The 18,840-nt window shown below is 54.2% G+C and carries 20 protein-coding genes; 6 read left to right on the top strand and 14 right to left on the bottom strand.

Going from position 1 to position 18,840, the window contains the following annotated elements; genetic code table 11:
• Positions 1 to 1,266, top strand: a complete 1,266-nt coding sequence (locus CCZ28_RS13785) for a cation:proton antiporter (RefSeq protein WP_058760834.1) — start codon at positions 1 to 3, stop codon at positions 1,264 to 1,266.
• Between the two features lie 409 nt (positions 1,267 to 1,675).
• On the opposite strand, the gene CCZ28_RS13780 is transcribed toward CCZ28_RS13785, so the two are convergent.
• Genes CCZ28_RS13780 through CCZ28_RS13770 form a run of 3 tightly spaced genes read right to left on the bottom strand, consistent with a single transcriptional unit; the run spans position 1,676 to position 2,815 of the window.
• Positions 1,676 to 1,939 carry a hypothetical protein gene (locus tag CCZ28_RS13780; RefSeq protein ID WP_137279056.1) on the bottom strand — a complete coding sequence of 88 codons (264 nt, stop codon included), beginning with the start codon at positions 1,937 to 1,939 and terminating at the stop codon, positions 1,676 to 1,678.
• Positions 1,940 to 1,951: 12 nt separating this feature from the next.
• Positions 1,952 to 2,320, bottom strand: coding sequence for a hypothetical protein (locus tag CCZ28_RS13775; protein ID WP_205894583.1), 369 nt, complete (start codon positions 2,318 to 2,320; stop codon positions 1,952 to 1,954).
• Between the two features lie 45 nt (positions 2,321 to 2,365).
• Positions 2,366 to 2,815, bottom strand: coding sequence for a hypothetical protein (locus CCZ28_RS13770; protein WP_140218895.1), 450 nt, complete (start codon positions 2,813 to 2,815; stop codon positions 2,366 to 2,368).
• Between the two features lie 149 nt (positions 2,816 to 2,964).
• On the opposite strand from CCZ28_RS13770, the gene CCZ28_RS13765 reads away from it, so the two are divergent.
• A complete protein-coding gene (locus tag CCZ28_RS13765; protein WP_058760831.1) occupies positions 2,965 to 3,312 on the top strand; it encodes a helix-turn-helix domain-containing protein in 348 nt (115 codons plus the stop codon).
• Positions 3,313 to 3,329: 17 nt separating this feature from the next.
• Here the strand turns inward: CCZ28_RS13765 and CCZ28_RS13760 are convergent, their stop codons facing one another.
• From CCZ28_RS13760 to CCZ28_RS13725, 8 genes are all read right to left on the bottom strand, one after another.
• Positions 3,330 to 3,674, bottom strand: coding sequence for a hypothetical protein (locus CCZ28_RS13760; RefSeq protein WP_140218893.1), 345 nt, complete (start codon positions 3,672 to 3,674; stop codon positions 3,330 to 3,332).
• A 74-nt stretch (positions 3,675 to 3,748) separates the two neighbouring features.
• Entirely contained in the window at positions 3,749 to 3,946 is a 198-nt protein-coding gene (locus CCZ28_RS13755; RefSeq protein WP_140218891.1) for a hypothetical protein, read from the bottom strand.
• 172 nt (positions 3,947 to 4,118) lie between these two features.
• On the bottom strand, positions 4,119 to 4,616 hold the full coding sequence (gene radC / locus CCZ28_RS13750; protein ID WP_058760828.1) for a RadC family protein: 498 nt from the start codon (positions 4,614 to 4,616) through the stop codon (positions 4,119 to 4,121).
• 72 nt (positions 4,617 to 4,688) lie between these two features.
• Positions 4,689 to 5,693 (bottom strand): YqaJ viral recombinase family protein, encoded by a 1,005-nt coding sequence (locus CCZ28_RS13745; RefSeq protein ID WP_140218889.1) that lies wholly within the window; start codon positions 5,691 to 5,693, stop codon positions 4,689 to 4,691.
• 145 nt (positions 5,694 to 5,838) lie between these two features.
• Positions 5,839 to 6,807 (bottom strand): DUF932 domain-containing protein, encoded by a 969-nt coding sequence (locus tag CCZ28_RS13740; RefSeq protein WP_140218887.1) that lies wholly within the window; start codon positions 6,805 to 6,807, stop codon positions 5,839 to 5,841.
• A gap of 91 nt (positions 6,808 to 6,898) precedes the next feature.
• Positions 6,899 to 7,171 (bottom strand): hypothetical protein, encoded by a 273-nt coding sequence (locus CCZ28_RS24715; RefSeq protein WP_240795160.1) that lies wholly within the window; start codon positions 7,169 to 7,171, stop codon positions 6,899 to 6,901.
• Between the two features lie 259 nt (positions 7,172 to 7,430).
• The gene (locus CCZ28_RS13730) at positions 7,431 to 7,868 is read right to left on the bottom strand and encodes a protein NO VEIN domain-containing protein (protein WP_140218882.1); all 438 of its coding nucleotides are present in this window, start codon (positions 7,866 to 7,868) and stop codon (positions 7,431 to 7,433) included.
• A gap of 131 nt (positions 7,869 to 7,999) precedes the next feature.
• Positions 8,000 to 8,836, bottom strand: coding sequence for an MrcB family domain-containing protein (locus CCZ28_RS13725; RefSeq protein ID WP_140218880.1), 837 nt, complete (start codon positions 8,834 to 8,836; stop codon positions 8,000 to 8,002).
• A 374-nt stretch (positions 8,837 to 9,210) separates the two neighbouring features.
• Between CCZ28_RS13725 and CCZ28_RS13720 the strand changes: the two genes are divergently transcribed.
• From CCZ28_RS13720 to CCZ28_RS13705, 4 genes are read left to right on the top strand one after another with little or no spacing between them, the layout of a single operon-like run.
• A complete protein-coding gene (locus tag CCZ28_RS13720) occupies positions 9,211 to 10,236 on the top strand; it encodes a DNA cytosine methyltransferase (protein WP_140218878.1) in 1,026 nt (341 codons plus the stop codon).
• 6 nt (positions 10,237 to 10,242) lie between these two features.
• On the top strand, positions 10,243 to 10,707 hold the full coding sequence (locus CCZ28_RS13715; RefSeq protein WP_437179177.1) for a very short patch repair endonuclease: 465 nt from the start codon (positions 10,243 to 10,245) through the stop codon (positions 10,705 to 10,707).
• A 32-nt stretch (positions 10,708 to 10,739) separates the two neighbouring features.
• Positions 10,740 to 13,688 carry an ATP-binding protein gene (locus tag CCZ28_RS13710; RefSeq protein ID WP_240795159.1) on the top strand — a complete coding sequence of 983 codons (2,949 nt, stop codon included), beginning with the start codon at positions 10,740 to 10,742 and terminating at the stop codon, positions 13,686 to 13,688.
• A 1-nt stretch (position 13,689) separates the two neighbouring features.
• On the top strand, positions 13,690 to 15,420 hold the full coding sequence (locus CCZ28_RS13705) for a response regulator receiver domain (RefSeq protein ID WP_240795295.1): 1,731 nt from the start codon (positions 13,690 to 13,692) through the stop codon (positions 15,418 to 15,420).
• 371 nt (positions 15,421 to 15,791) lie between these two features.
• Here the strand turns inward: CCZ28_RS13705 and CCZ28_RS13700 are convergent, their stop codons facing one another.
• The 3 genes from CCZ28_RS13700 to CCZ28_RS13690 all read right to left on the bottom strand — a co-directional run bounded on the left by CCZ28_RS13700 (position 15,792) and on the right by CCZ28_RS13690 (position 18,837).
• Entirely contained in the window at positions 15,792 to 16,997 is a 1,206-nt protein-coding gene (locus CCZ28_RS13700; protein WP_140218872.1) for a tyrosine-type recombinase/integrase, read from the bottom strand.
• Between the two features lie 424 nt (positions 16,998 to 17,421).
• Complete coding sequence (gene ppa, locus CCZ28_RS13695; RefSeq protein WP_058760816.1) at positions 17,422 to 17,949, bottom strand: inorganic diphosphatase; 528 nt, start codon at positions 17,947 to 17,949, stop codon at positions 17,422 to 17,424.
• A gap of 51 nt (positions 17,950 to 18,000) precedes the next feature.
• A complete protein-coding gene (locus CCZ28_RS13690) occupies positions 18,001 to 18,837 on the bottom strand; it encodes a zinc-dependent peptidase (protein ID WP_140218870.1) in 837 nt (278 codons plus the stop codon).
• Positions 18,838 to 18,840: the final 3 nt, after the last annotated feature.

Here is an 18,840-nt window from a genome sequence, read left to right as displayed (position 1 = left end):
ATGAATCATCACGAACAGCAACTGGTCACGCTCCTAGGGGCTTTGGCGATCATCATCGTCAGCAGCCAGCTAGCGGGGCGACTGGCGCAGCGTCATGGCCAGCCGTTTGCGGTCGGCGAGATCGCTGGTGGCATCGTGCTCGGCACCTTAATGGGCATGTTCTGGCCCGAGGGCAGGGCGTTTCTGAACGGCTCGGTGGGCGGTATTCTCACGGCGATCTCGCAGTTGGGCATCATCCTGATGATGTTCCAGATCGGCATGGAGTTCGACTTCGGCCTGCTGCGCGAGCGCCGACTGAAGCGTGCCCTGGGCTGGATCACCGTGCTGGGCATTCCAATGCCTTATCTGGCCGGGATGGCCTGCGCGTATCTCTATACTCAGTACCAGCCGGTGGAGAACTTGACCGGGCTGATGCTGGTGTGCGGCATTTCCTTCTCCATCACGGCCCTGCCTATTCTCGGTCGCATTCTGCTCGAGCGCGGCATGGCACGTAGCGAGACCGGAGTGACCGCCATAGCGGCTGCCGGCATCAACGACCTGATCGGCTGGATTGCGCTGGGGCTGGTCATCGTGGTGTGCGCCGGCGAAGGCTTCACCGCCACGCTGTTGAAAGTGGGCGCGGTCGGCCTGTTCCTCGGCCTGTTCTATCGCGGGGTGGCGCCCTGGCTGAACCGTTGGCTGCAGCGTGAGTCGCCCTCGGGCGAGGGGTTGAGCGACATGCGTTTCGGCCTGGTGGTCGCCACGGTCTTCGTCATGGCGGTCATCACTGCATGTCTGGGCGTGTTCGCCATCGTCGGCGGTTTCGTGCTCGGCACCGCGCTGTACCGATGTGACGTGCTGCGCGAGCAGTGGGATCTGCGCATGCGCCCGCTGGTCAATATCGTCATGGTGCCGGTGTTCTTCTTTTACACCGGCATGAAGATCGACCTGGGCACCCTCGGCACGGCCGATGACCTGCTCTGGTGTCTGTTCTGGGTGTTCTGCGCCTGTGCCAGCAAAGGCCTGAGCTGCGCGCTAGCCGCCCGGCTGGGGGGGATGGCGGGGCGTGAGGCGTTGAAGATCGGAGTGTTGCTCAACACCCGGGCGCTGATGGAGTTGGTGGTGTTGAACATCGCCCATGAGCTGGGCTTGATGCCGGCACAGCTGTTCTCGATCCTCGTGATCATGGCGCTGTTCTCTACCCTGATAACTGCGCCATTGCTGAACCTGCTGCAACGACGTGAGGCGCGAGTGGCGCAGCGCACAGTGCAGATGGGGTGCGCTTAGGACTGGACTGACAATTAGCCTGGAGCGGTTTCGTAAAGTAGGGGCGCGGTGCCCGGTACCGGCTTTGCCTGTGCTCATACACCTCCAGGAGCTGACCCTGGCTTCCTGGGCAAATCCATTGGGGCGTACTGCCATTTCGCATGTCGAAGACGGACCAATAGTAGAGTGGCTGGAACCTCTGTCAGATCTTCGAGGTGGCTTGAATTTTTGTCATTGGACCTGCTTTCAGATCGTCTAAGTTTGAATATCTGCATGCTAAAAGGCACCGAACAGAAAAATAAAAATATTGTTCATTCTTAATGAGGAAGGGCTGCTTTGAGCAGCCCTTCCTCATTAAGGTTTCGAACGTCTTGACTTATATGCGTAGGCTAATTTGTTGGCAGGGGCAGCGGTATATGGCGCATTGGGATCAGTTGTGCTGAATACGGCACGCTTGTGCTGATTGAAAAGCTTCCCTTAGGAAAGATTCCGGCGGTGCTGTTAAGCGATTGATCCCTCGCAGTTCTGCTGGGCTGTACTTCGTTTCGAGCTTCTCGAATGTGCAAGCACATACGGCCTTGCTCGAGCCCCCATTCATGCAGCCGGCGATAAAATCACCGCGGATCTTGGAGTTTTCGTCCGAGCACGCGTTGATCAGCAGCAGAGAGGCGAGGAGTGCCAGGTACTTCTTCATATCCAAGTCCCCTCAACGCAGCACTAGCGCACAGCCCAGCATCACGCCGCACACCAAGCCAATCAGTTGTGGTCCTACTCGCCAGAAGATCTTGATCCACAGCAGGCTCAGCAGCCCGCCGCTGGTAAAGACAGCATCAGGATGCGCGAACTTGCGGATCGCATCGCCGACCACTGCCCCGATCCAGCCCAATACCGTGCCCACCACGACCGCAAAGCATTTGGCCAGCAAGCCAGCGCCCAAAACCATCGCCGAGGTATTGAACGTTACGGAGAGGATGCCGAGCGCCAGCGCTGCGACTCCCCATCCAATCAGTCCTAGATTGAAGGGTGGAAGGCTGTCTTCAGAGTGGGAGTGCTGAGGTTGGTTGGAGCCATTCATGAGGTATTCCTTTAAGGCTAATAATTCGGGATGAGCGCCGCGCAGCTACCAAGTCACGCGGCATTGATTGGTCTTGCTGTCGAACGGCTTCAGCACCTGTTTTAGGTTCTTGGTCGGCAGCTTTACGGTTTTGCCTCCTGCACTGATCTGCAGGTTGTTGGCGTTACGCAGTGCCTTCCAGAAGGCCGGGAAGTTCTGGCTGCAGACGTTGCAGTCGGTGAAGAACGGATTGCTGTAGTGCTCGCCATCCACGATCACATCGAAGCCCGGATCCTTATCAGAGGCGTAGGCCTTGCCAGCGATGGTGGCGTAGGCCGTCACCGCAGTTTCACCGTCATCCGGGCAGGAGATGTTGAGTTCGTTGCCATTGCCGTCATCGACCAGGTGCTCGGCAACGCCTTGGGCATATCCGGCTGACCATTCATAGGTGCCTGCAAAGGTAGGGCTGCAGACCAGTCCGCACAGTAGGGGAAGCCAGAAGGTTTTCGTGCTCATCAGGAACATCCTTTTAGGGAGGCAAAGGGGAAAGCGGAGAAGGGAGAAGAAGTTGTTAGGCAACCTATTAGGTTGGATTTCAACTTGTGACGCACTTCATGTCAACGAGTGGATACCCAACCATCCGGGTGGACGGTTGGAGCCTTGGCATGAGCGGTATCGATCAGAAGAATTTGGCGGAGTCGGTTGGGCGGGCTATCGCACGTCATCGGCTTCGGGTGGGGCTGACGCAGGAGGAGGTCGCGGAGCGCCTGGGTATAGGTAACGAGGCCGTCTCTCGGATCGAGAGAGGCGTGGTCATTCCTAACATCGCCCGGCTCTACGACTTTGCATCCATCTTTCACTGTGAGGCGGCAGAGCTACTCAGCGAGGCCAGCCCGCGCAGCGATGATCAGGCGCGCCAAATCAGCCGCCTACTGGACGCCCTGACCGAGGCGGACCGGCAACTGGTGCTGGGACTGGTGCAGGGGTTAGGTGAGCGCCTGCGCCAGGGATGACAGTTGGTCACCTACGATCAGGTCGCCGTCTCCTGGCCGGGAGACGGCGACGGCTCGTCATACTTGGCGCCACAGCGTAGACACAGGCACTGATACTCCATGAATTGATGGCGATGAACGTCCTTGATGAAAGCATGGGTATCGGGCCAGCTCGTGTGGACGGCTGATAGCCCCTGGAGCATGCGATTGAACGCCTGTTCCAGCGGACCGCGCTGTCCCTGTTGAGTGGGAGCCCCCGGCTCAGTCGGCGGCTGAATACCCCTTAGAAAGGCGTCCAGGCTACCGATGAGGCTGGCGATCACCTGGGCCGCTTCCTTGGACAGCACGACCGATGAGTTACAGATCAAGCAAGGTGTGGGCATGGCTAAAGCTCCTGTCAGAAGAGAGGGCAGAACGGCTATTCAGAATGAGAAAGGGCAGGCCAAGGGGCCTGCCCTTATGCCGTCGTGGATGGCGTAGTGAACGCGGTACCGGAACGGCGAAGCAGCCCGCCGAAGAGCGCCAAGGCCAGAGCGATGGCCAAGGCGAACGGCCAGAAGCGCAGCATCAGTACCAAGAGGCCAACAGCGAGCAGGCTGCTGGCCAGTAGCCCGACGAACACGAATAGCGAGGCGAGAAAACGCAGAAGCGGCATGGTGAAGTCTCCTTTCAGGTGGCGATTGGCCAAGCAACCAGGACGCGAGCGCGTGCCTTGGCGGTCGAGCCAATAGTCGTCATGAGGGAACGGGAAGAGACGTGCTGGTAAAGCGCGGGGAGCGCCAGGTGTCAGCGGGGGAGGCTGTGAGGCGGGCGGAGCAGATCGAAGGCTAGACCAGGCCCAGTTCCGCCATCGAGACGCAGCCCTCGTGTCCCACGATGATGTGGTCCAGGGTACGGGTACCCACCAAGTTCAACAGCTCCTTGAGCGTCTGGGTGAGACGGCGATCCGCCTGACTTGGCTCTGGATCTCCCGAAGGATGGTTGTGCACCAGGATCACCGCCGCCGCGTTGTGCCGCAGCACGGTTTTCACCACCTCGCGCGGATAGACACTCGCCGCATCCAGGGTGCCCTGGAACAGTTCTTCGTAGCAGATCACACGGTGCTTGCTGTCGAGCAGCAGAAGAGCGAAGACCTCCCGCTCTTGTTGGATGAGCAGCGTCTGCAGATGAGCAATGACCTGTTGGGGCTCGGTCAAACTGCTGCCTTTGCTCAATCGCTGGGCAACGAGTTGCCTCGCGATACCGAGAATGTCGGCTTCGGTTACTGGAGAGTCGATGAGATAGCTGCCAGCGGTTTCGCCAGCCTTGAGTTTGCTCGCAATCATGAGAGGTCTCGCGACAAAGGTTAGGTTTCAAAAAGGGGGGAGCTGAGGCGGAGAGAGCGGGGGCTACCGCCTTCAACTGATGAAGAACTGCCGCTCTCCTGGCAGGTGTTTGGCGTAGCGCTCGAGCAGCTCTGGCTGGTCCTGCAGCAGGCGGTCGACATCGAGTACCGTACGGTCCTGCGTCCGTTGCCATCGAATGGATCCATACGGGAAACCGCCGTAGGTGGCGTCGCCCAAGGCCTGCTGAAGACGCTGCTGGAGTTCTGTTGCTCGTGCTTGCTTGGCCTGGAGTGCTTGGCGCAACACCTTCAGCTCCAGATAGATGGCAAGGAGGCCAGCGTGCTGGCGAAAGTCGCGTCGCGCGCCTGAGCTTTCTGGATACAGGCGCGCGAGTGCCTTACTTGCAGAGGCAGAGCCATCGGCTGGCGGCGGACGATCCCTGTTCAGGTAGTGCCAGAACTGACGCTCTCCTTCGATCAGCTGCGCGATGCTGGCTTCATCGCGCTTGATACGGTGGATCTGCCACTGCTGACCACCCAGCAGTACGGCAACGTCGGCCGCGTGTTTGCCTGTCACTGCCAGTAGGTGCATGACCTGCAGGCGCATGGCTACCGGGACACCTTCCTGCCACCGGTAGACTTCGCTGGCGCCCACGGCCCTGCACACGAGCAACTGGACGTCTTCGTCATCCAGCACCTCGCGTTCAATGCGGGTAACCATCCAGGGCAGATCGGGCGAGGCATGGGACACCTCCCGGCTGTAGCGCCGAACCTTGCGGCCGGTGCTCCTGCTGTAGCGCCAAAAGATGATGGGTTCGAGCACGCTTTGCCAGAATGCGGGCGTGCTGTCGTCCTGGGGATCGCTCTCCAGAGGAGCCGTTTGCCGTCCAGTTTTCTCGAGCCAGAGCTCCAGCTGAGATTTGTCCGGATCTAGCCCCAGGGCCGCTGCAGCGTCTTGGCTGAAGAGCCTCACAGGTCGAGCTTCAGGAGCTGCGAGGTGAGATTCCGTAGCGGTGGTAACGAGGTGGAGGAGTGGACGAGGGTGTTGCTGTGTGGTGATCAGGGAGGAACGACTCATGATTAAGCTCCTGTACGGCATAGAGTGCTCAGTCGGCACGAAGCCGCCTGAGCTAGGTGTCAGAAAGGAGGGCAGTGCTGCGAATCTGAAATGGCGTTGGCGCGGCCTGAGGAATGCCGTAGCCAGTAGCGAGGGGGGAATGCCGTCAGGCCACCAGGTCGAGTGCGGCCGACAGTGCCCGCTGCTTGAGCTGACCACCTTGGCCAAACCAGGCCGAGTCGAGCCGATACTCAGAGCTCCGCGCCCGCCGTTCGTGATCGACGAATTCGGTGACCGCGTTGAGCAGGCCCCAGGCGGTCCCTTGTGCGGACTCAAGGACCGCGCCGCGACCTCGTCCCTCGTACAGGGCTTGCACCGTTCTCAGGGCCCGCTCATTGGGAAGGCCTCCCTGGGTATGACTGCTCCCAGCTGAATCACAGAGCACCCGGATGAAAAAGCCCGTCGACTCGGCATCGCCGACCTTGCGATCAGCCAGCAGCCGCAGGCGATACATGAACTCATCCCAACCAGCGACGGCGATACCGAGCTGCTTCTTCACGGCTATAGGGTCGAATCGCGTGCTGTGGGGAACCTTGATCGCCTGAGTAGCGCCATTCACCGCGATGCTGAGCGTGTTGTTGCATACCACCCTGACCGTGGTCGGTGTCGCGGTGGTGGCCAGGGTGCCATCGCAGGAGGTGGCCAAGAGCAGATAGCCGTTGACCTGATCGTTGCCTTTCAGGGTCATGCGTTGTCCTGTCCGCGCCAGGGCCCAGAACTTACGACCCTCCTTGAGCACGCCGGCTGTTTCCAACTGGTAGCCGGAGACCTCGGTCAGGTCGCGGTAGAACTCCAGAACCTCGCGCGGCTGCACCGTCTGATAGCGTTGTGAGACGACAGAAAGCGGCGCCTTGGTGTCGGAGCGGAACAGCACCTTCTGCTCGGGGAACGAGTGGATAGCACCCAGGTGACCGACCGCGTCCGATTTGAAGTGCACAGGACTTTCGAGGATCTGCCAGTCCATCCCGGCTTCGCGTTGCCAGACTTCGATGGGCTGTTTCTGAGTGAGCTGATTACCCAGGCCATGCCACGGGGTGGCGCCAGCGTAGGCCATGGTGTCGACGAGATGTGCCATGTGAGCAATTCCTTTGGGTGCACGCCGGCATAAAGCGCTGCGCGAGGCGCAGCACCGACCGGACGGGGGAGATGAAGAGGGAGAGCGCCGATCAGGTCGGCAGGTTGAAGCGGTGACCGCAGAGCAAGCAGAGGTTATTGGCCAGGACGTGGCGGTCGAGCGATTCACCGAGCTGAGCGCCAAGGGCACAGCCGCCCACGCCGCCAACCAGGCCGCCGAGGATGGCACCTGATACGGAGCCAAGGGTGATACCGACTGGTCCAGCAATAGCGCCGAGCGCTGCACCTGTCTGGCTGCCGGCTAGGGCAGCGCTGACGCCACGTGCTACGCCACCAACGGTACCGATGGTGGCACCGGCTTTCATGGCGGGATGGAGGGAATCGACTTTGAAGGAGTGACAGCGAGGACACTGCAATGACATGAGCGGAAAGCCTTCGTGGTAGGAATGTCACTGCCGTAATGTAGAGTTGAAAAAAATTCTAATCGAATTGCTGCCAAGCATTGTGGTTGCATTGAGAATGGTAGCTCCTCTAAAAGGCCCATAGATCGGCTTTTTAATGGAAGTGCTCTGCTTACTTGGCCTTGCTTAAACCCGTACAGCACCGTTTGTAGCCACTAGTTGTTTAGGTCTGCTTGCGACGGCTGGCAACGTAGGCGGTTGGGAGAAAGTCCCATTTAGACAAATCCCATGGTGCGTGTAGTTCGGCTACTCCGCCGGAGGCTTTAGGCTCTTCACCGTCGCGGCTGAGGGCAATCCCGCTGACAGTTATCAATATAGTATTACCTTGTCCACTTCGATGGAGTTTCAGCTCGTTGGCTGTGAGCATAAATTTGTCAATCTGATTAGATGTCGATCCCTTTACTTCGATTCGCCATTCTACTTCTTCCTTCTGCGCCTTGAAGTCATAAGGCTCATGAGCAGACGTATCCACTACTTTGATATATCCGCAAGATACAAGCATGGACTCAGCTACAGCCATGGCTCGCAGTTCAACCGCTCTTCGCTCTGGATAGCTCAGGCCCCGTCCCTGCCCAGCTCCTTTTTTCAAGGGATTGATCAAGAGCTCTACGTCACTTATTTCCAATGGTTCGGCTGCTTCGGATAGTGGATCATTTTTCTGCTTTTCCCCGTCGTAAAGGCACGTCAGAAGCGAGCAAAGCTCTTGAGCATCGGACCAGAAGGCTGATTCATTTAACGAGTCTGGAGAGTATCGCTTTGCGAGAAGAGTGGCCTTTTCAAATTGACGCGAAAGAGAGTTGCCATGCAACTCAATTTTTTTTCTTGAAATTGTGAAAAATCTAAGCCTCTACGGATGAGATGTGCTTTAGCCCATTCTATTTTTCTTATGAGCTCATCGTCAGATATGGCATATAAGCTACCGTCTCCCTGGAACCATGTTGATCCGCAATTAATTGTTGAATAAAAATAGTCACCTTTACTGGAAAAGTGGATTACGAAATACCAACCTTCTCGCGGTGTTGGAGATAGCGCTGGGTAGAATATGCGAATCCAAGGAGAACGAGACTTTCTACCTATGCCGTCGCTTCCCTCTACCTTGCATGAATAGCCTGCGCTGGTGAAGATTGGAGCGAGTTTTTCAAATTTATTATATATGAGGTTTTTAAGGTCATTTCTAATTAGATTTCCACGCTCAATCATGGCCTCTGTGTTTTTAGAAGAATATTTTAATTGAAGAATGAGTATCCTGGAGATTATCTTTTTTAATGTGGTTGGCTGGCGGGATTCGTTCTTGGGGACAATGATTAGGCCTAGGGTTTCCAGTTTTTTAAAGCATGCCGAGTTCTCGCCTCCTTTAAAGTCGTGCGGACTTAATTTTTTGCTATTAAATATTTCTAGTGCGAGGCCTATCACTTCCTTAGGCGCATAGCGCCTCTCGCGATAGAGGACATCAAATTTCGTTAAGTCTGCAAAGTGGCTCTGTGCTCCTAAGTCGATCAACTCAATTGCTCTGAGTAGGTGCTCGCGCTGTAAAGGAGCAAAGAGCTCATCAGGCGACAGCTTGGTCATTCCTCGTTCCTTAACTCTATTCTGCTATAGCGAAGGAGTGGGTTGGTCTTAGGGGCCTGCGAGTCAGCTCTCTTTTCGGTCACCCAGGTCCTGCGTACGTTCACTACCATCGGATGATCGCATTTGGCTTTTTGGAGGTTATCGGAAGGCTCATGGGTGTGCAGCATCAAAAAGGGGCTCCGACCTACACCTGCTGGCGGAAATCGTCCATGTCACGTACGTTTTGCTTGTACAACTGAGCCCTACAGTTCTAAATTTCTAGACTCTACAAGGACTTGCGGCTACATTTTCATCAGTGGCAAAATCGTTGCCATTTCTGGTTTCCGTCGAGACCCAGAGGGTAGAGCGTTCACTCATTTGTCAGGTAATTCTTAATGTCAAGGCCAATTGCTCTGGATTTGTTCTGCGGGTCCGGTGCTGTTTCTCTAGGACTACGGAAAGCAGGATTCCAAGTCGTTGGGGCCGTTGACTTTGATGCAGGTGCTTGCCGCACCTACCGTGAGAATCATCCAGAAGTACGTCTTCTGGAGAAGGACATTCGTCAGGTGAGCCCTGAAGAGTTCGCTGACGTCATACCCCAAAATTTGGACTTGCTCGTGGTGTGTGCCCCCTGCCAGCCGTTCAGCAGCCAGAACAGATACAAGAGCGACACTGATTCGCGCCGGGATCTGGTAGGAGAATCCAAAAAATTCATCACTCGTTTCGAGCCCTCCTTGGTCTTCCTGGAGAACGTCCCTGGTTTAGCCTCTACTAGTATTTTCGGGAGCTTCAGGCGCTGGCTGAGAAAGAACGGTTATTCCGTAGCTGAGCCCATACGGGTGGACGCTGCAGACCTGGGAGTACCACAGCGTCGTACTAGGATGATCCTGGTTGCAGCCAAAGGTGTTCCGCTATCTGTCGCTACGAAGATCGTTCAACGTCGCCGAAAGACCGTGCACCGGGCAATCTCGGAATTACCTGTGCCGCCTGTGGGGCGGCCTGAGTCCGGATTGGATCCGCTTCACTTCGCTCGTAGGCACTCACCGCTCAATATTCAACGTCTGCAGCACATCCCCAGAAATGGCGGGGGGCGTGAATCCTTACCTATAGAGCTGCAGTTAGCTTGTCATCAGCGGGCGGAAAAAGCCTCTTCTTTCTCCGACACTTATGGGCGTATGCGTTGGAACGATGTCGCCCCGACCCTTACGACCGGATGTACTGATATCACCCGGGGCCGATATGCACATCCTGAACAGCACAGGGCCATCACGTTACGCGAAGCCGCACGGCTTCAATCGTTCCCCGACACCTACATATTCCACGGTAACGCTAGCCAGGTTGCAACCCAGATCGGCAATGCCGTGCCGCCGGAAATGATGCGTACGATTGCCCGTAGCCTTAGGGCGGCAATCAGGGCTTGATGTGCTGTGAAAAAAAGTCGCTCATCTCGACCGCTACCGTCTTCGGATCAGGTATCGGCCGTTATGAAGCGTATTCGCACGAAAGACACCGCCCCTGAGCTTGCACTTCGAAAGCTACTATTCTCCGCGGGACTTCGTTACCGTATTCACTACAAGCCTAAATCCGGCGTTTTAGGACGATCGAACATCGACATTGCCTTTCCCAGGGCTAAACTCGCCGTTTTCATTGATGGATGTTTTTGGCATGGTTGTCCGGATCACGGTACTATCCCGAAAGCGAACGGAAGTTGGTGGGCGGAAAAGCTACAGAGCAATCGTATCCGCGACGAGCGGGTGACCTCAGTTTTGTTGGCTACAGGCTGGAGTGTTTTACGCTTTTGGACCCACCAGTCTCCTGAGTCCATGGCAGCAATCGTCATGGATCAACTACACAAAGGTCTACAACTCCTTAGAGACCAGGAGTCTTCATGACACAGCTCAGGGTTAGAGCTAGGGCCGTCGATATGCTCGGCAGGCAGCAAATTGCGGGTATTCCTACCGCAATTCATGAGCTTTTCAAGAATTCACATGATGCCTATGCGGAAAGAGTCGAAGTTGACTATTTCCGCCGAAACCGTGTACTTGTCCTCCGTGACGACGGATATGGCATGACTCGGGAAGACGTTGAGAACCGTTGGTTAACTTTGGGAACTGAATCCCGCGTTAACGCCAATCATGGTTCGGGCGATCAGGAATGGCGAGGTCCAAAAAAATTACCTAAGCGTTCCATTATGGGAGAAAAAGGGATTGGACGTCTAGCCATAGCAGTTATAGCCCCAATTACAATATTGATGTCTCGGGCAAGTCGACCAGATGGGCTTAAAGATCTAGTTGTAGCATTGGTTCATTGGGGGCTTTTTGAGCAGCCGGGGTTGGATGTCAGCTCAATTGACGTGCCTCTGGAAGAGTTTGCCGGTGGTACGCTGCCAACTAGAGATGATATTGGGCGGTTAGCTGATAGAGTAGTTGTGAATCTAAAGGCCCTTGAAGAAAAAATTGCTCCCGCAGCGTTCAAGCAGCTAACTGATGATTTGGATCGAGTTCGGGCGATAGGCCCCGACATGCTGGATAAAACACTAAATAAAAACGATGCGGGAGCATATAGGGAGGACCCATTAACTCTCACTGGTAAGGGTTATGGTACACATTTCATTGTACTTCCTGTCGCTCCCGAGTTAGATGACGATATTGATGGAAAGGGCGAGAGGGAGTCTTCGAAGCTGGAGCGCAACCTCCTCGGGTTCTCCAATGCAATGGCATCTGATGAACCAGTTATCAAAACGGAATTTCGTGATCACAGTTTTGATGGAGTGATAGAGCGTATCGGGCCTAGCAGCTTCTTTACTAGTGATGATTTTGAAAAAACTGATCATTACTTTGAAGGGGGGTTTGACGAATTCGGTCAGTTTGTAGGAAAGGTTTCTGTATATGGTCGCTCAAGGGAGTTCGTCTGTAACTGGACGGACGGAGGGGGGCGTGCATCCAAATGCGGACCTTTTTCTTTTCGTTATGGATATGTTCAAGGTCGAGCTAGTGAATCTCGTCTTTCACCAGAAGACTGGTCAGAAATGACTAGCAAAACGGAGAGGGTAGGAGGGATTTACATATATCGAGATGGGATTCGTGTGCTTCCTTATGGTAATTCAGATGTCGACTGGCTCGATATCGAAAAGCGAAGGACATATTCTGCGAGAGATTGGTTTTTCTCTTATCGCCGTGGTTTTGGTTACGTGGGAATTAAGCACTCTGAAAACGGCGCTTTAACCGAGAAGGCTGGCCGCGAAGGGTTTAGAGAGAACCTGGCTTATCGAGATTTTCGATCTATTTTGGTTAATCTATTTAGGCAGTTGGCTTATGAGTTTTTTAGGACCGCGTCTCCTCAGGGGGATGATTATAACGAGGGGAAAGGTGTATTAATTGCACAAGCTGAATTGCTAAGAAAACAGAAGAACAAAGCCGATCAGCGTCGTAAGCTATTGCAGTCAGAGCTTGATGAGTTTTTTGAGTATTATAACTCGGGGTACTTCGAGTCCGAGTCATCAGATATTATTAATGTATTTAAGGCCAAGCTGGATCTTATCGGTCTCGAGTTTGATCTGGGGGATTTTGCTTCAAGGTTGCGCCAGCTGGATCTAGAAGCGAAACAGAGGCTACGTATATTGAGCGGCAAGGTACAGTTAATACTTCCTCGGGGGTTGGCTCTAACCAAAAAGCTGCAAAGGGATTGGGTTGCGTACGAATCAATATCTGAACAGCTAAAGCGAGAGTTGTTAGAACCTCTCAGGTCCGAGTTGGATGATCAGGTAAGAAAAGCGGGCGATGGACGTATAGCTGCCTCAGAAAGAAGAAATATAGCAATTCAAGATATTGAGCGAGAGAAGGAAAATATTGTCCGTGATCTGGCAAGCTTGCGTCGTGAAACATCAAGTTCTGTTGAGCGAATGCAAAGCGCTATTCACGGTGTTCTCAAAGACGAGTTTTCTGATTTCAGGGTTAATGTTGAGAAGTTAGTTGATGAGTTTGCAAAGCGCACAGCTGAGAAGCCAGACGAATTAGACGGAATTCGAAGCGAGATAGAAAAGAGGTTTTTAGATTTAAAAAGTCGTGAATTTGAGCTATTGGGTTCTTTGAAGCGACAGATGATAGAGTTATCTGAAGGGGTCCAGGCTCGAGAGACTTTGGATGATCGATTTGCTGCTCTTGAATCAAGAAACCAAGTCCTAGAGGAGCAGATTGAATTTTATTCTGATTTTGCTCAAATGGGGATGTCGGTAGGTATTCTTCAGCATGAGTTCGAGGGAGCGTCGCGAGGTATCAGGTCAGCCATGTTGGAGCTTAAGCCATGGGCTGATAGAAATCCACCTCTGGCTTCGATATATAAAAAGCTTCGCGATCATATTGAGCACTTAGAGGGTTATTTAAAGGTCTTGGACCCCCTGGGTAGGAGATTGTATCGCTCTACCGTTGAAGTTTCAGGTAGTGAAATATTAAGCGTCGTGCGAGGTGTATTCAGTGAGCCTCTAGAGACTTTCTCGATAAGGCTTGACGCTACTTTGGCATTTCGAGGGTTTACAGTGCAGTGTAAGTCTTCGGCATTGATAGGGGCTTTTGTAAATGTCATTGATAATGCTATTTATTGGTTGAATAGCCGTGCTCAGGGAGAGAAAAGGATAATATTAGATGCGGATAATCAAGGTTTTTTGATTTCCAATAATGGGCCTGGTATAGAAGAGCGCATTCGGCGGCGAATATTTGACTTTGGCGAGACACAAAAGCCTGGCGGGCGTGGCATGGGGCTTGCCATTAGTCAGCAGGCATTGCGTAGAGAAGGGCTTGATATTGAGCTTGTGCAGTCGGGGCTTAATGTGAGTCCAGAATTTAGGATCTTTTCGAAGGATTCGCAGGGTGAATGATATGGAAAGTCAGGGTGTCATAGAAAAACAAGTGGCTATGGATTATGCCGCTATTTGGTCTGATCATATACGCGGTGCCGTAAAAGAGTTTCTTAAGACGGCGGTTGTGATTGACAATCAGCCTTGGGTTCGTGAAAGAGAAACAGCAACTATCGACCAGATCGATCTGCCAACAGACAATGGTTTGGATTCTGGATTTCTAGCGGTCGAGGCGACTGTTGCACCCGTTGATACTGAGGTAGATCAACTACACGATCTAGATCTGCGTGCTATATCTGACAAGTTTGCATCTAATGGCGTTGCATGTGCATTTGTCCTGCCGGATGACGAAGATTCGCAGCAAGACCAAAAGATTGCCCGTGCAGTAGCTGCAGCAAAAGTCTCAGATCTTGTCGTTATTGATTGGTATTTGAAAAAGAAGGATTCATCACTAACGCTTTCCATTCTTCAGCAGATTGCGGAGTCAGACTCAGCCGAAAATGGGAGGCTCCGACTCATCTGTGTTTATACGGGAGAGCCTCTGGGAGACTCTATATTTAAAGATATTAAGGAATATTTGCGTATTGGTGGCGTCTCTGTTTTGGATGTCGAGGGGAAGGATTTCTGTGCTTATGGTGATAATACGCTAGTCGTATTAAAGAATAAGAGGTTGACTTCGGCCTCTCAGTTGCCACTCGATTTGATAGATCTATTCTCCTTTTTTGCAGATGGACTGATACCTGCATTTTCCTTGGCAGCGGTTGGGGCTGTTAGAAAAAATGCTCATCATATTTTAACGAGGTTTGGTAGTAATTTGGACTCTGCCTATATTGCCAATAGAATTATTACAAATCCTCCAGGTGATGTTTCGGAAATGCTCCGCGACTTGTTTGTATCGGAATGTGATTCTGCTATAGGTTTAGAGTCTGTTGCTGAAAGGTACTTAGAGAGTGAGCCTATTATTAAGTGGATCAATGCTAAGGAGCGCGCCATATCTGTTCAGAGAGTAGGTGGAGATGTGGTTTTAGATAAGTCCCTTCTTCTAAGTATTTTGGCTGGTGGTGTGCGAGATCATAAGGCTTTCAATGGGGCCCCTAATGACATTAGGTTTCCTGAAAAATCTCGGCATTTGATTTCTACTGCTTTAGCAGGTGGGCCTGACTCTTCTAAAAGCTCTGAACACGAATTTGCTCGGTTGGTTGTTCTCAAACGTGAGGCTCATGGTCGCTCAAAACCATGCAGCGCTGTAGGATGGTGTCCATCACTTACTACCGGAACCATAATCAAGTATGTGTTGAGGTCCGCAGGAACTGATAACCAAGGGCAAGCCATTTCAGAGGAGTTCGAATACCTTATTTGTCTGACGCCAGCATGTGATACGTTACGACTTGAGGAAAAGACACCATTTGTTTTTTTAAAAATAAATATTGACTTGGAGAAGTATGGGATTGTTTTGAAGGATTCCGAGGGGCAGGATATTTTCCTTCGTATAGATCAAAAAAGCCCAGTTATTAGAACCTTCTTCTTTGTTCCGGATAATTCTCTTAAAAGAGTATTGGCCAGTAGTGATCAGGATGGTTCAGGAAAATATGAGTTTCAAGATTTGGAGGGCCAAAAATTTTCCTGGCTCGGAGAAGTGCGGTATACCCGTGCAGCTAGTGAAATGGCAGGGCTCTTACGCAACTGGATGCGAATAGGTGTTAGTGATTCGGAATACCTAAGGCTAATAAGTGAGGGACGTTTTTCTTTTTAAAGCTTGCGCGTCTTTATTAGTTAAAGCTTTTTGGGGTTTTTATGTCTTCGTAAAAGTGTCTCAATGCTCTTTTTTCTTTTTGGTTTGTTTGTACGGCATTTCAGATCTGGTAGAAAGTACTTTTAAGATATTTCTGAAATGGTAACTAAGCGCGCAAGGTGGAATGATAAGGGGGCGATTTTTTTTTGAATAAATTTGCGAACTAAATTTTCTCCATTGATAAACGCGGCTAGTTTTATCTGAGATCTGATCGAGGTCGCTATTGGCTAACCTGTTTTGCGGTTGACAGATACGTTCTAAGTCTTCAATTAATCAGGTATTCATCGACGTCTGCACTTGATCTGGCACTTTTACGGGCACCGTACTTTCACTTATTGTGAATTTGTACAAAAGTTTGCCCAATCTGCCATCAGTGCTTTGCGTTTTTCAAGAAGATCGGATCGTGAATAGGCTGCCTCTGTCTGATCGCGCTCATCGTGGGCAAGCGCAAGCTCGCAAACCTCTCTTGGGTAGTTTGTGCACTCGTTTGCCCAGTCCCGAAAGGTGGACCGGAAGCCGTGTCTTGTGATGTCTTCATACCCCAGCTTGTGTAGCAGATTGCGTATTGCATTGCTGTGCATGACGCCGCTCTTTCCCTGTCCGGGAAATAGATATATTGAATGATTATTATTCAATATCTCCAGCATCTCGATTGCCTGACGTGGCAGAGGGATGACGAAGCGTTTCCGCATCTTCATCCGCTCAGCAGGCAGCGCCCAAGTCCCTGCTTTGAGATCGAATTCAGACCATTGAGCATGTTGGATCATATGGTGGCGCGCGCCAGTTAGGATCAGCAGCCTGGCGGCGACGGCGTCACGCGTCTCGATTTTGGCCAGGGCGGCTATCAGCTTCGGAGTATCTTTCCATTGCAGTGCTGGGAAGTGCTGCCGCTGCCTGGCTTTCTTTTTCTCTGCTTTGCTCAGCAAGTTGTCTAGATGGCCACGCCAGCGGGCAGGATTTTCCCCCTCGCGTAGGCGCCGGGCTTTGGCTGCATCCAGTATCTGTTCGATCTGGCCGCGGACTTCATCGGCGGTGCGAGTCTTGGTCGCCCAGATGGGGCGCAAGACAGCCAGCACTTGGTCAGTACCTATGGCGTCCGCAGGCAATTTACCCATGGTTGGGAAGGCGTAGAGCTCCAGCTTACGTAGCCAGCCTTTCCGCCATTTTTCAGACCAGCTGCCCCCGTGTGCTTGCTGGTATTCGTGAGCCAGATCCTCAAACGTAATGCGACGCGCTGCGGCTTGGCGTTCTGCCTCACGCTTGGCTTCCTTTGCCGCATCGCGGGATGCGAGTGGGTCGCTCCCTAAGGCAAGGAGCTTGCGCTGGTCAGCGGCCAGTTGACGGGCTTGGCTGAGGGTAACGGCAGGGTAGGGGCCTAACCCCATTTCGCGGCTTCGGCCGTCGAGCTTGTAGCGGAAAATCCAGCTTGTGCCGCCGCTCTTGGAGACCTGGAAGTAGAGGCCGTCGCCATCGTTGGTCTTGCCTGGAGTTGCAGCTTTAACGATCGACCCCACGGTCTTACTGGTCAGCTTACCCATTGTTCCTCCTCTAACCCACACCCTTCGACCCACATTCTGACCCACACCTTGAGCGTGGATTTTGTAGGTTCTCGGTGGATGTCCTTGGACGAATGCTAAGCTGTAAGCCGCGTGGTTGCTAGCCTGATTGGATGTCGAGGGATTTCTTCGGACAACAAAAAAGCCGGCTTGTGGCCGGCTTTCGAGGGCGGGTTGAGCTGATTTTTGGTGAGCCCGGCCCGCCCGGGTTGCCCTTGCCGGGCAGGTGAGAAAGAGGCCTGAGCCTCGGACGGCGATCGGCAGATGGCGGATCGCCGCGGGGTCGCGGATGGCGACGAGGGATGCAGGGTAGTCGCTTTGCCGCCGGATAGGAAGCCCGGGATGGTAGGCGGGACGTCCAGAAACGGAAAAGCCCGGCGAACCGGGCTCTTCTAGGCGACGCGGATCAGCCCTTGTAGGCGGCCACGGCCTTGGTGATCTCGGCGCGGGCGGCGTCGGCGTTGCCCCAGCCTTCGACCTTGACCCACTTGCCCTTCTCCAGATCCTTGTAGTTCTCGAAGAAGTGCTTGATCTGCTCCAGCAGCAGGGCCGGCAGGTCGGTGTATTCCTGCACGTCCTTGTACAGGACGGTCAGCTTGTCGTGGGGGACGGCGATCAGCTTGGCGTCGCCACCGGCTTCGTCGGTCATGTGCAGCACGCCGACCGGGCGGGCGCGGATCACGGCACCGGGAGCGACCGGGTAGGGGGTCACGACCAGCACGTCCAGGGGATCGCCGTCATCGGCCAGGGTGTTGGGGATGTAGCCGTAGTTGGCCGGGTAGAACATGGGGGTGGCCATGAAGCGGTCGACGAAGAGGGCGTCGCTGTCCTTGTCGATCTCGTACTTGATCGGCGCGTGGTTGGCCGGAATCTCGATGGCGACGTAGATGTCGTTCGGCAGGTCTTTGCCGGCGGGAATCTTGCTGTAGCTCATGAACGGGTCCCTCTGGTCGGTTGGGAAAAGTGGCCGGGAGTATAGGCGCTTTCAGATCGGGGTTCGAGCCTCGGACCCCGGGGTTGCCGGGTGCGGCACGCTCGCCAGGCTGACGGCGAGGCGGGTACGTGGATCCTGGCGGAACAGTTGCTGCAACTGCCCGTAGACCTGCGGATAGTGCTCGCTCAGCAGGTCGGGCGCGCTGAAGAAGTACTCGCAGGCGACGGCGAAGAATTCCTCGGGGCTTTCCGCCGCATAGGGGTCGAGCGCGGTCTCGGCGTCCGGATCGGCGTCGAGCTGGCGATTGAGGTCGTCATAGGCGTGCTGCAGGGCGCCGGTCCAGGCCGCCTGGGGCATGCCTGCGTGCAGCGGCGGCTGGCCGTTGCACAGACCACCGGCGAGCAGGTCGATGAGGTGGGCGAATTCGTGGATGACCAAGTTGTAGGCTTCCCAGCCGCCGCTGGCCTGGACGCCGGGCCAGGCCAGGATGACCTGGCCGCGATCCCAGGCCTCGCCGTCGCGTTCATCGTCCCACTCATGTTCGAGGCCGCCCTCGTCGCGATAGCGCTGGGGACTGACGAAGGTATCCGGGTAGACGATGATCTCGCGCACATTGGGATAGAGCGCCGCTTCCGGTAGATGCAGCAGGGGGATCAAGGCCTGGGCGGCCAGCAGCAGCCGGTCGCCGTCGTCCAGTTCCAAGCCTTCGAGCAGGGTGAGGCGCTTGCTGGCGAGGAACAACACGCACTGCTCGCGCAGCCAGGCGTCTTCCTCGACGGTCAGGCCATCGAGGATGGGCAGGCGCTGGCGCAGGCGCGCCCAGAGGTCATCGGCGATGGCCACCCGCTGCAGCAGGCGCCGTTCGCGCCAGGCGCGCCAGAAGCCCAATTG

The sequence above is a fragment of the Pseudomonas oryzihabitans genome, from assembly GCF_006384975.1.
In the GTDB taxonomy this organism is placed as follows: domain Bacteria; phylum Pseudomonadota; class Gammaproteobacteria; order Pseudomonadales; family Pseudomonadaceae; genus Chryseomonas; species Chryseomonas psychrotolerans_B.
This window is presented reverse-complemented; position numbering and strand designations above follow the sequence as displayed.

Bases quoted from the DNA above. Each gene is read 5' to 3' on its own strand.
- CCZ28_RS13755 (WP_140218891.1), bottom strand. From the start codon at position 3,946: ATGCCGCTTCTGCGTTTTCTCGCCTCGCTATTCGTGTTCGTCGGGCTA.
- CCZ28_RS13740 (WP_140218887.1), bottom strand. From the start codon at position 6,807: ATGGCACATCTCGTCGACACCATGGCCTACGCTGGCGCCACCCCGTGG.
- CCZ28_RS13745 (WP_140218889.1), bottom strand. From the start codon at position 5,693: ATGAGTCGTTCCTCCCTGATCACCACACAGCAACACCCTCGTCCACTC.
- CCZ28_RS13725 (WP_140218880.1), bottom strand. From the start codon at position 8,836: ATGACCAAGCTGTCGCCTGATGAGCTCTTTGCTCCTTTACAGCGCGAG.
- ppa (WP_058760816.1), bottom strand. From the start codon at position 17,949: ATGAGCTACAGCAAGATTCCCGCCGGCAAAGACCTGCCGAACGACATC.
- CCZ28_RS13775 (WP_205894583.1), bottom strand. From the start codon at position 2,320: ATGAATGGCTCCAACCAACCTCAGCACTCCCACTCTGAAGACAGCCTT.
- CCZ28_RS24715 (WP_240795160.1), bottom strand. From the start codon at position 7,171: ATGAAAGCCGGTGCCACCATCGGTACCGTTGGTGGCGTAGCACGTGGC.
- CCZ28_RS13705 (WP_240795295.1), top strand. From the start codon at position 13,690: ATGGAAAGTCAGGGTGTCATAGAAAAACAAGTGGCTATGGATTATGCC.
- CCZ28_RS13700 (WP_140218872.1), bottom strand. From the start codon at position 16,997: ATGGGTAAGCTGACCAGTAAGACCGTGGGGTCGATCGTTAAAGCTGCA.
- CCZ28_RS13770 (WP_140218895.1), bottom strand. From the start codon at position 2,815: ATGAGCACGAAAACCTTCTGGCTTCCCCTACTGTGCGGACTGGTCTGC.
- CCZ28_RS13710 (WP_240795159.1), top strand. From the start codon at position 10,740: ATGCTCGGCAGGCAGCAAATTGCGGGTATTCCTACCGCAATTCATGAG.
- CCZ28_RS13760 (WP_140218893.1), bottom strand. From the start codon at position 3,674: ATGCCCACACCTTGCTTGATCTGTAACTCATCGGTCGTGCTGTCCAAG.
- CCZ28_RS13720 (WP_140218878.1), top strand. From the start codon at position 9,211: ATGTCAAGGCCAATTGCTCTGGATTTGTTCTGCGGGTCCGGTGCTGTT.
- CCZ28_RS13785 (WP_058760834.1), top strand. From the start codon at position 1: ATGAATCATCACGAACAGCAACTGGTCACGCTCCTAGGGGCTTTGGCG.
- CCZ28_RS13780 (WP_137279056.1), bottom strand. From the start codon at position 1,939: ATGAAGAAGTACCTGGCACTCCTCGCCTCTCTGCTGCTGATCAACGCG.
- radC (WP_058760828.1), bottom strand. From the start codon at position 4,616: ATGATTGCGAGCAAACTCAAGGCTGGCGAAACCGCTGGCAGCTATCTC.
- CCZ28_RS13765 (WP_058760831.1), top strand. From the start codon at position 2,965: ATGAGCGGTATCGATCAGAAGAATTTGGCGGAGTCGGTTGGGCGGGCT.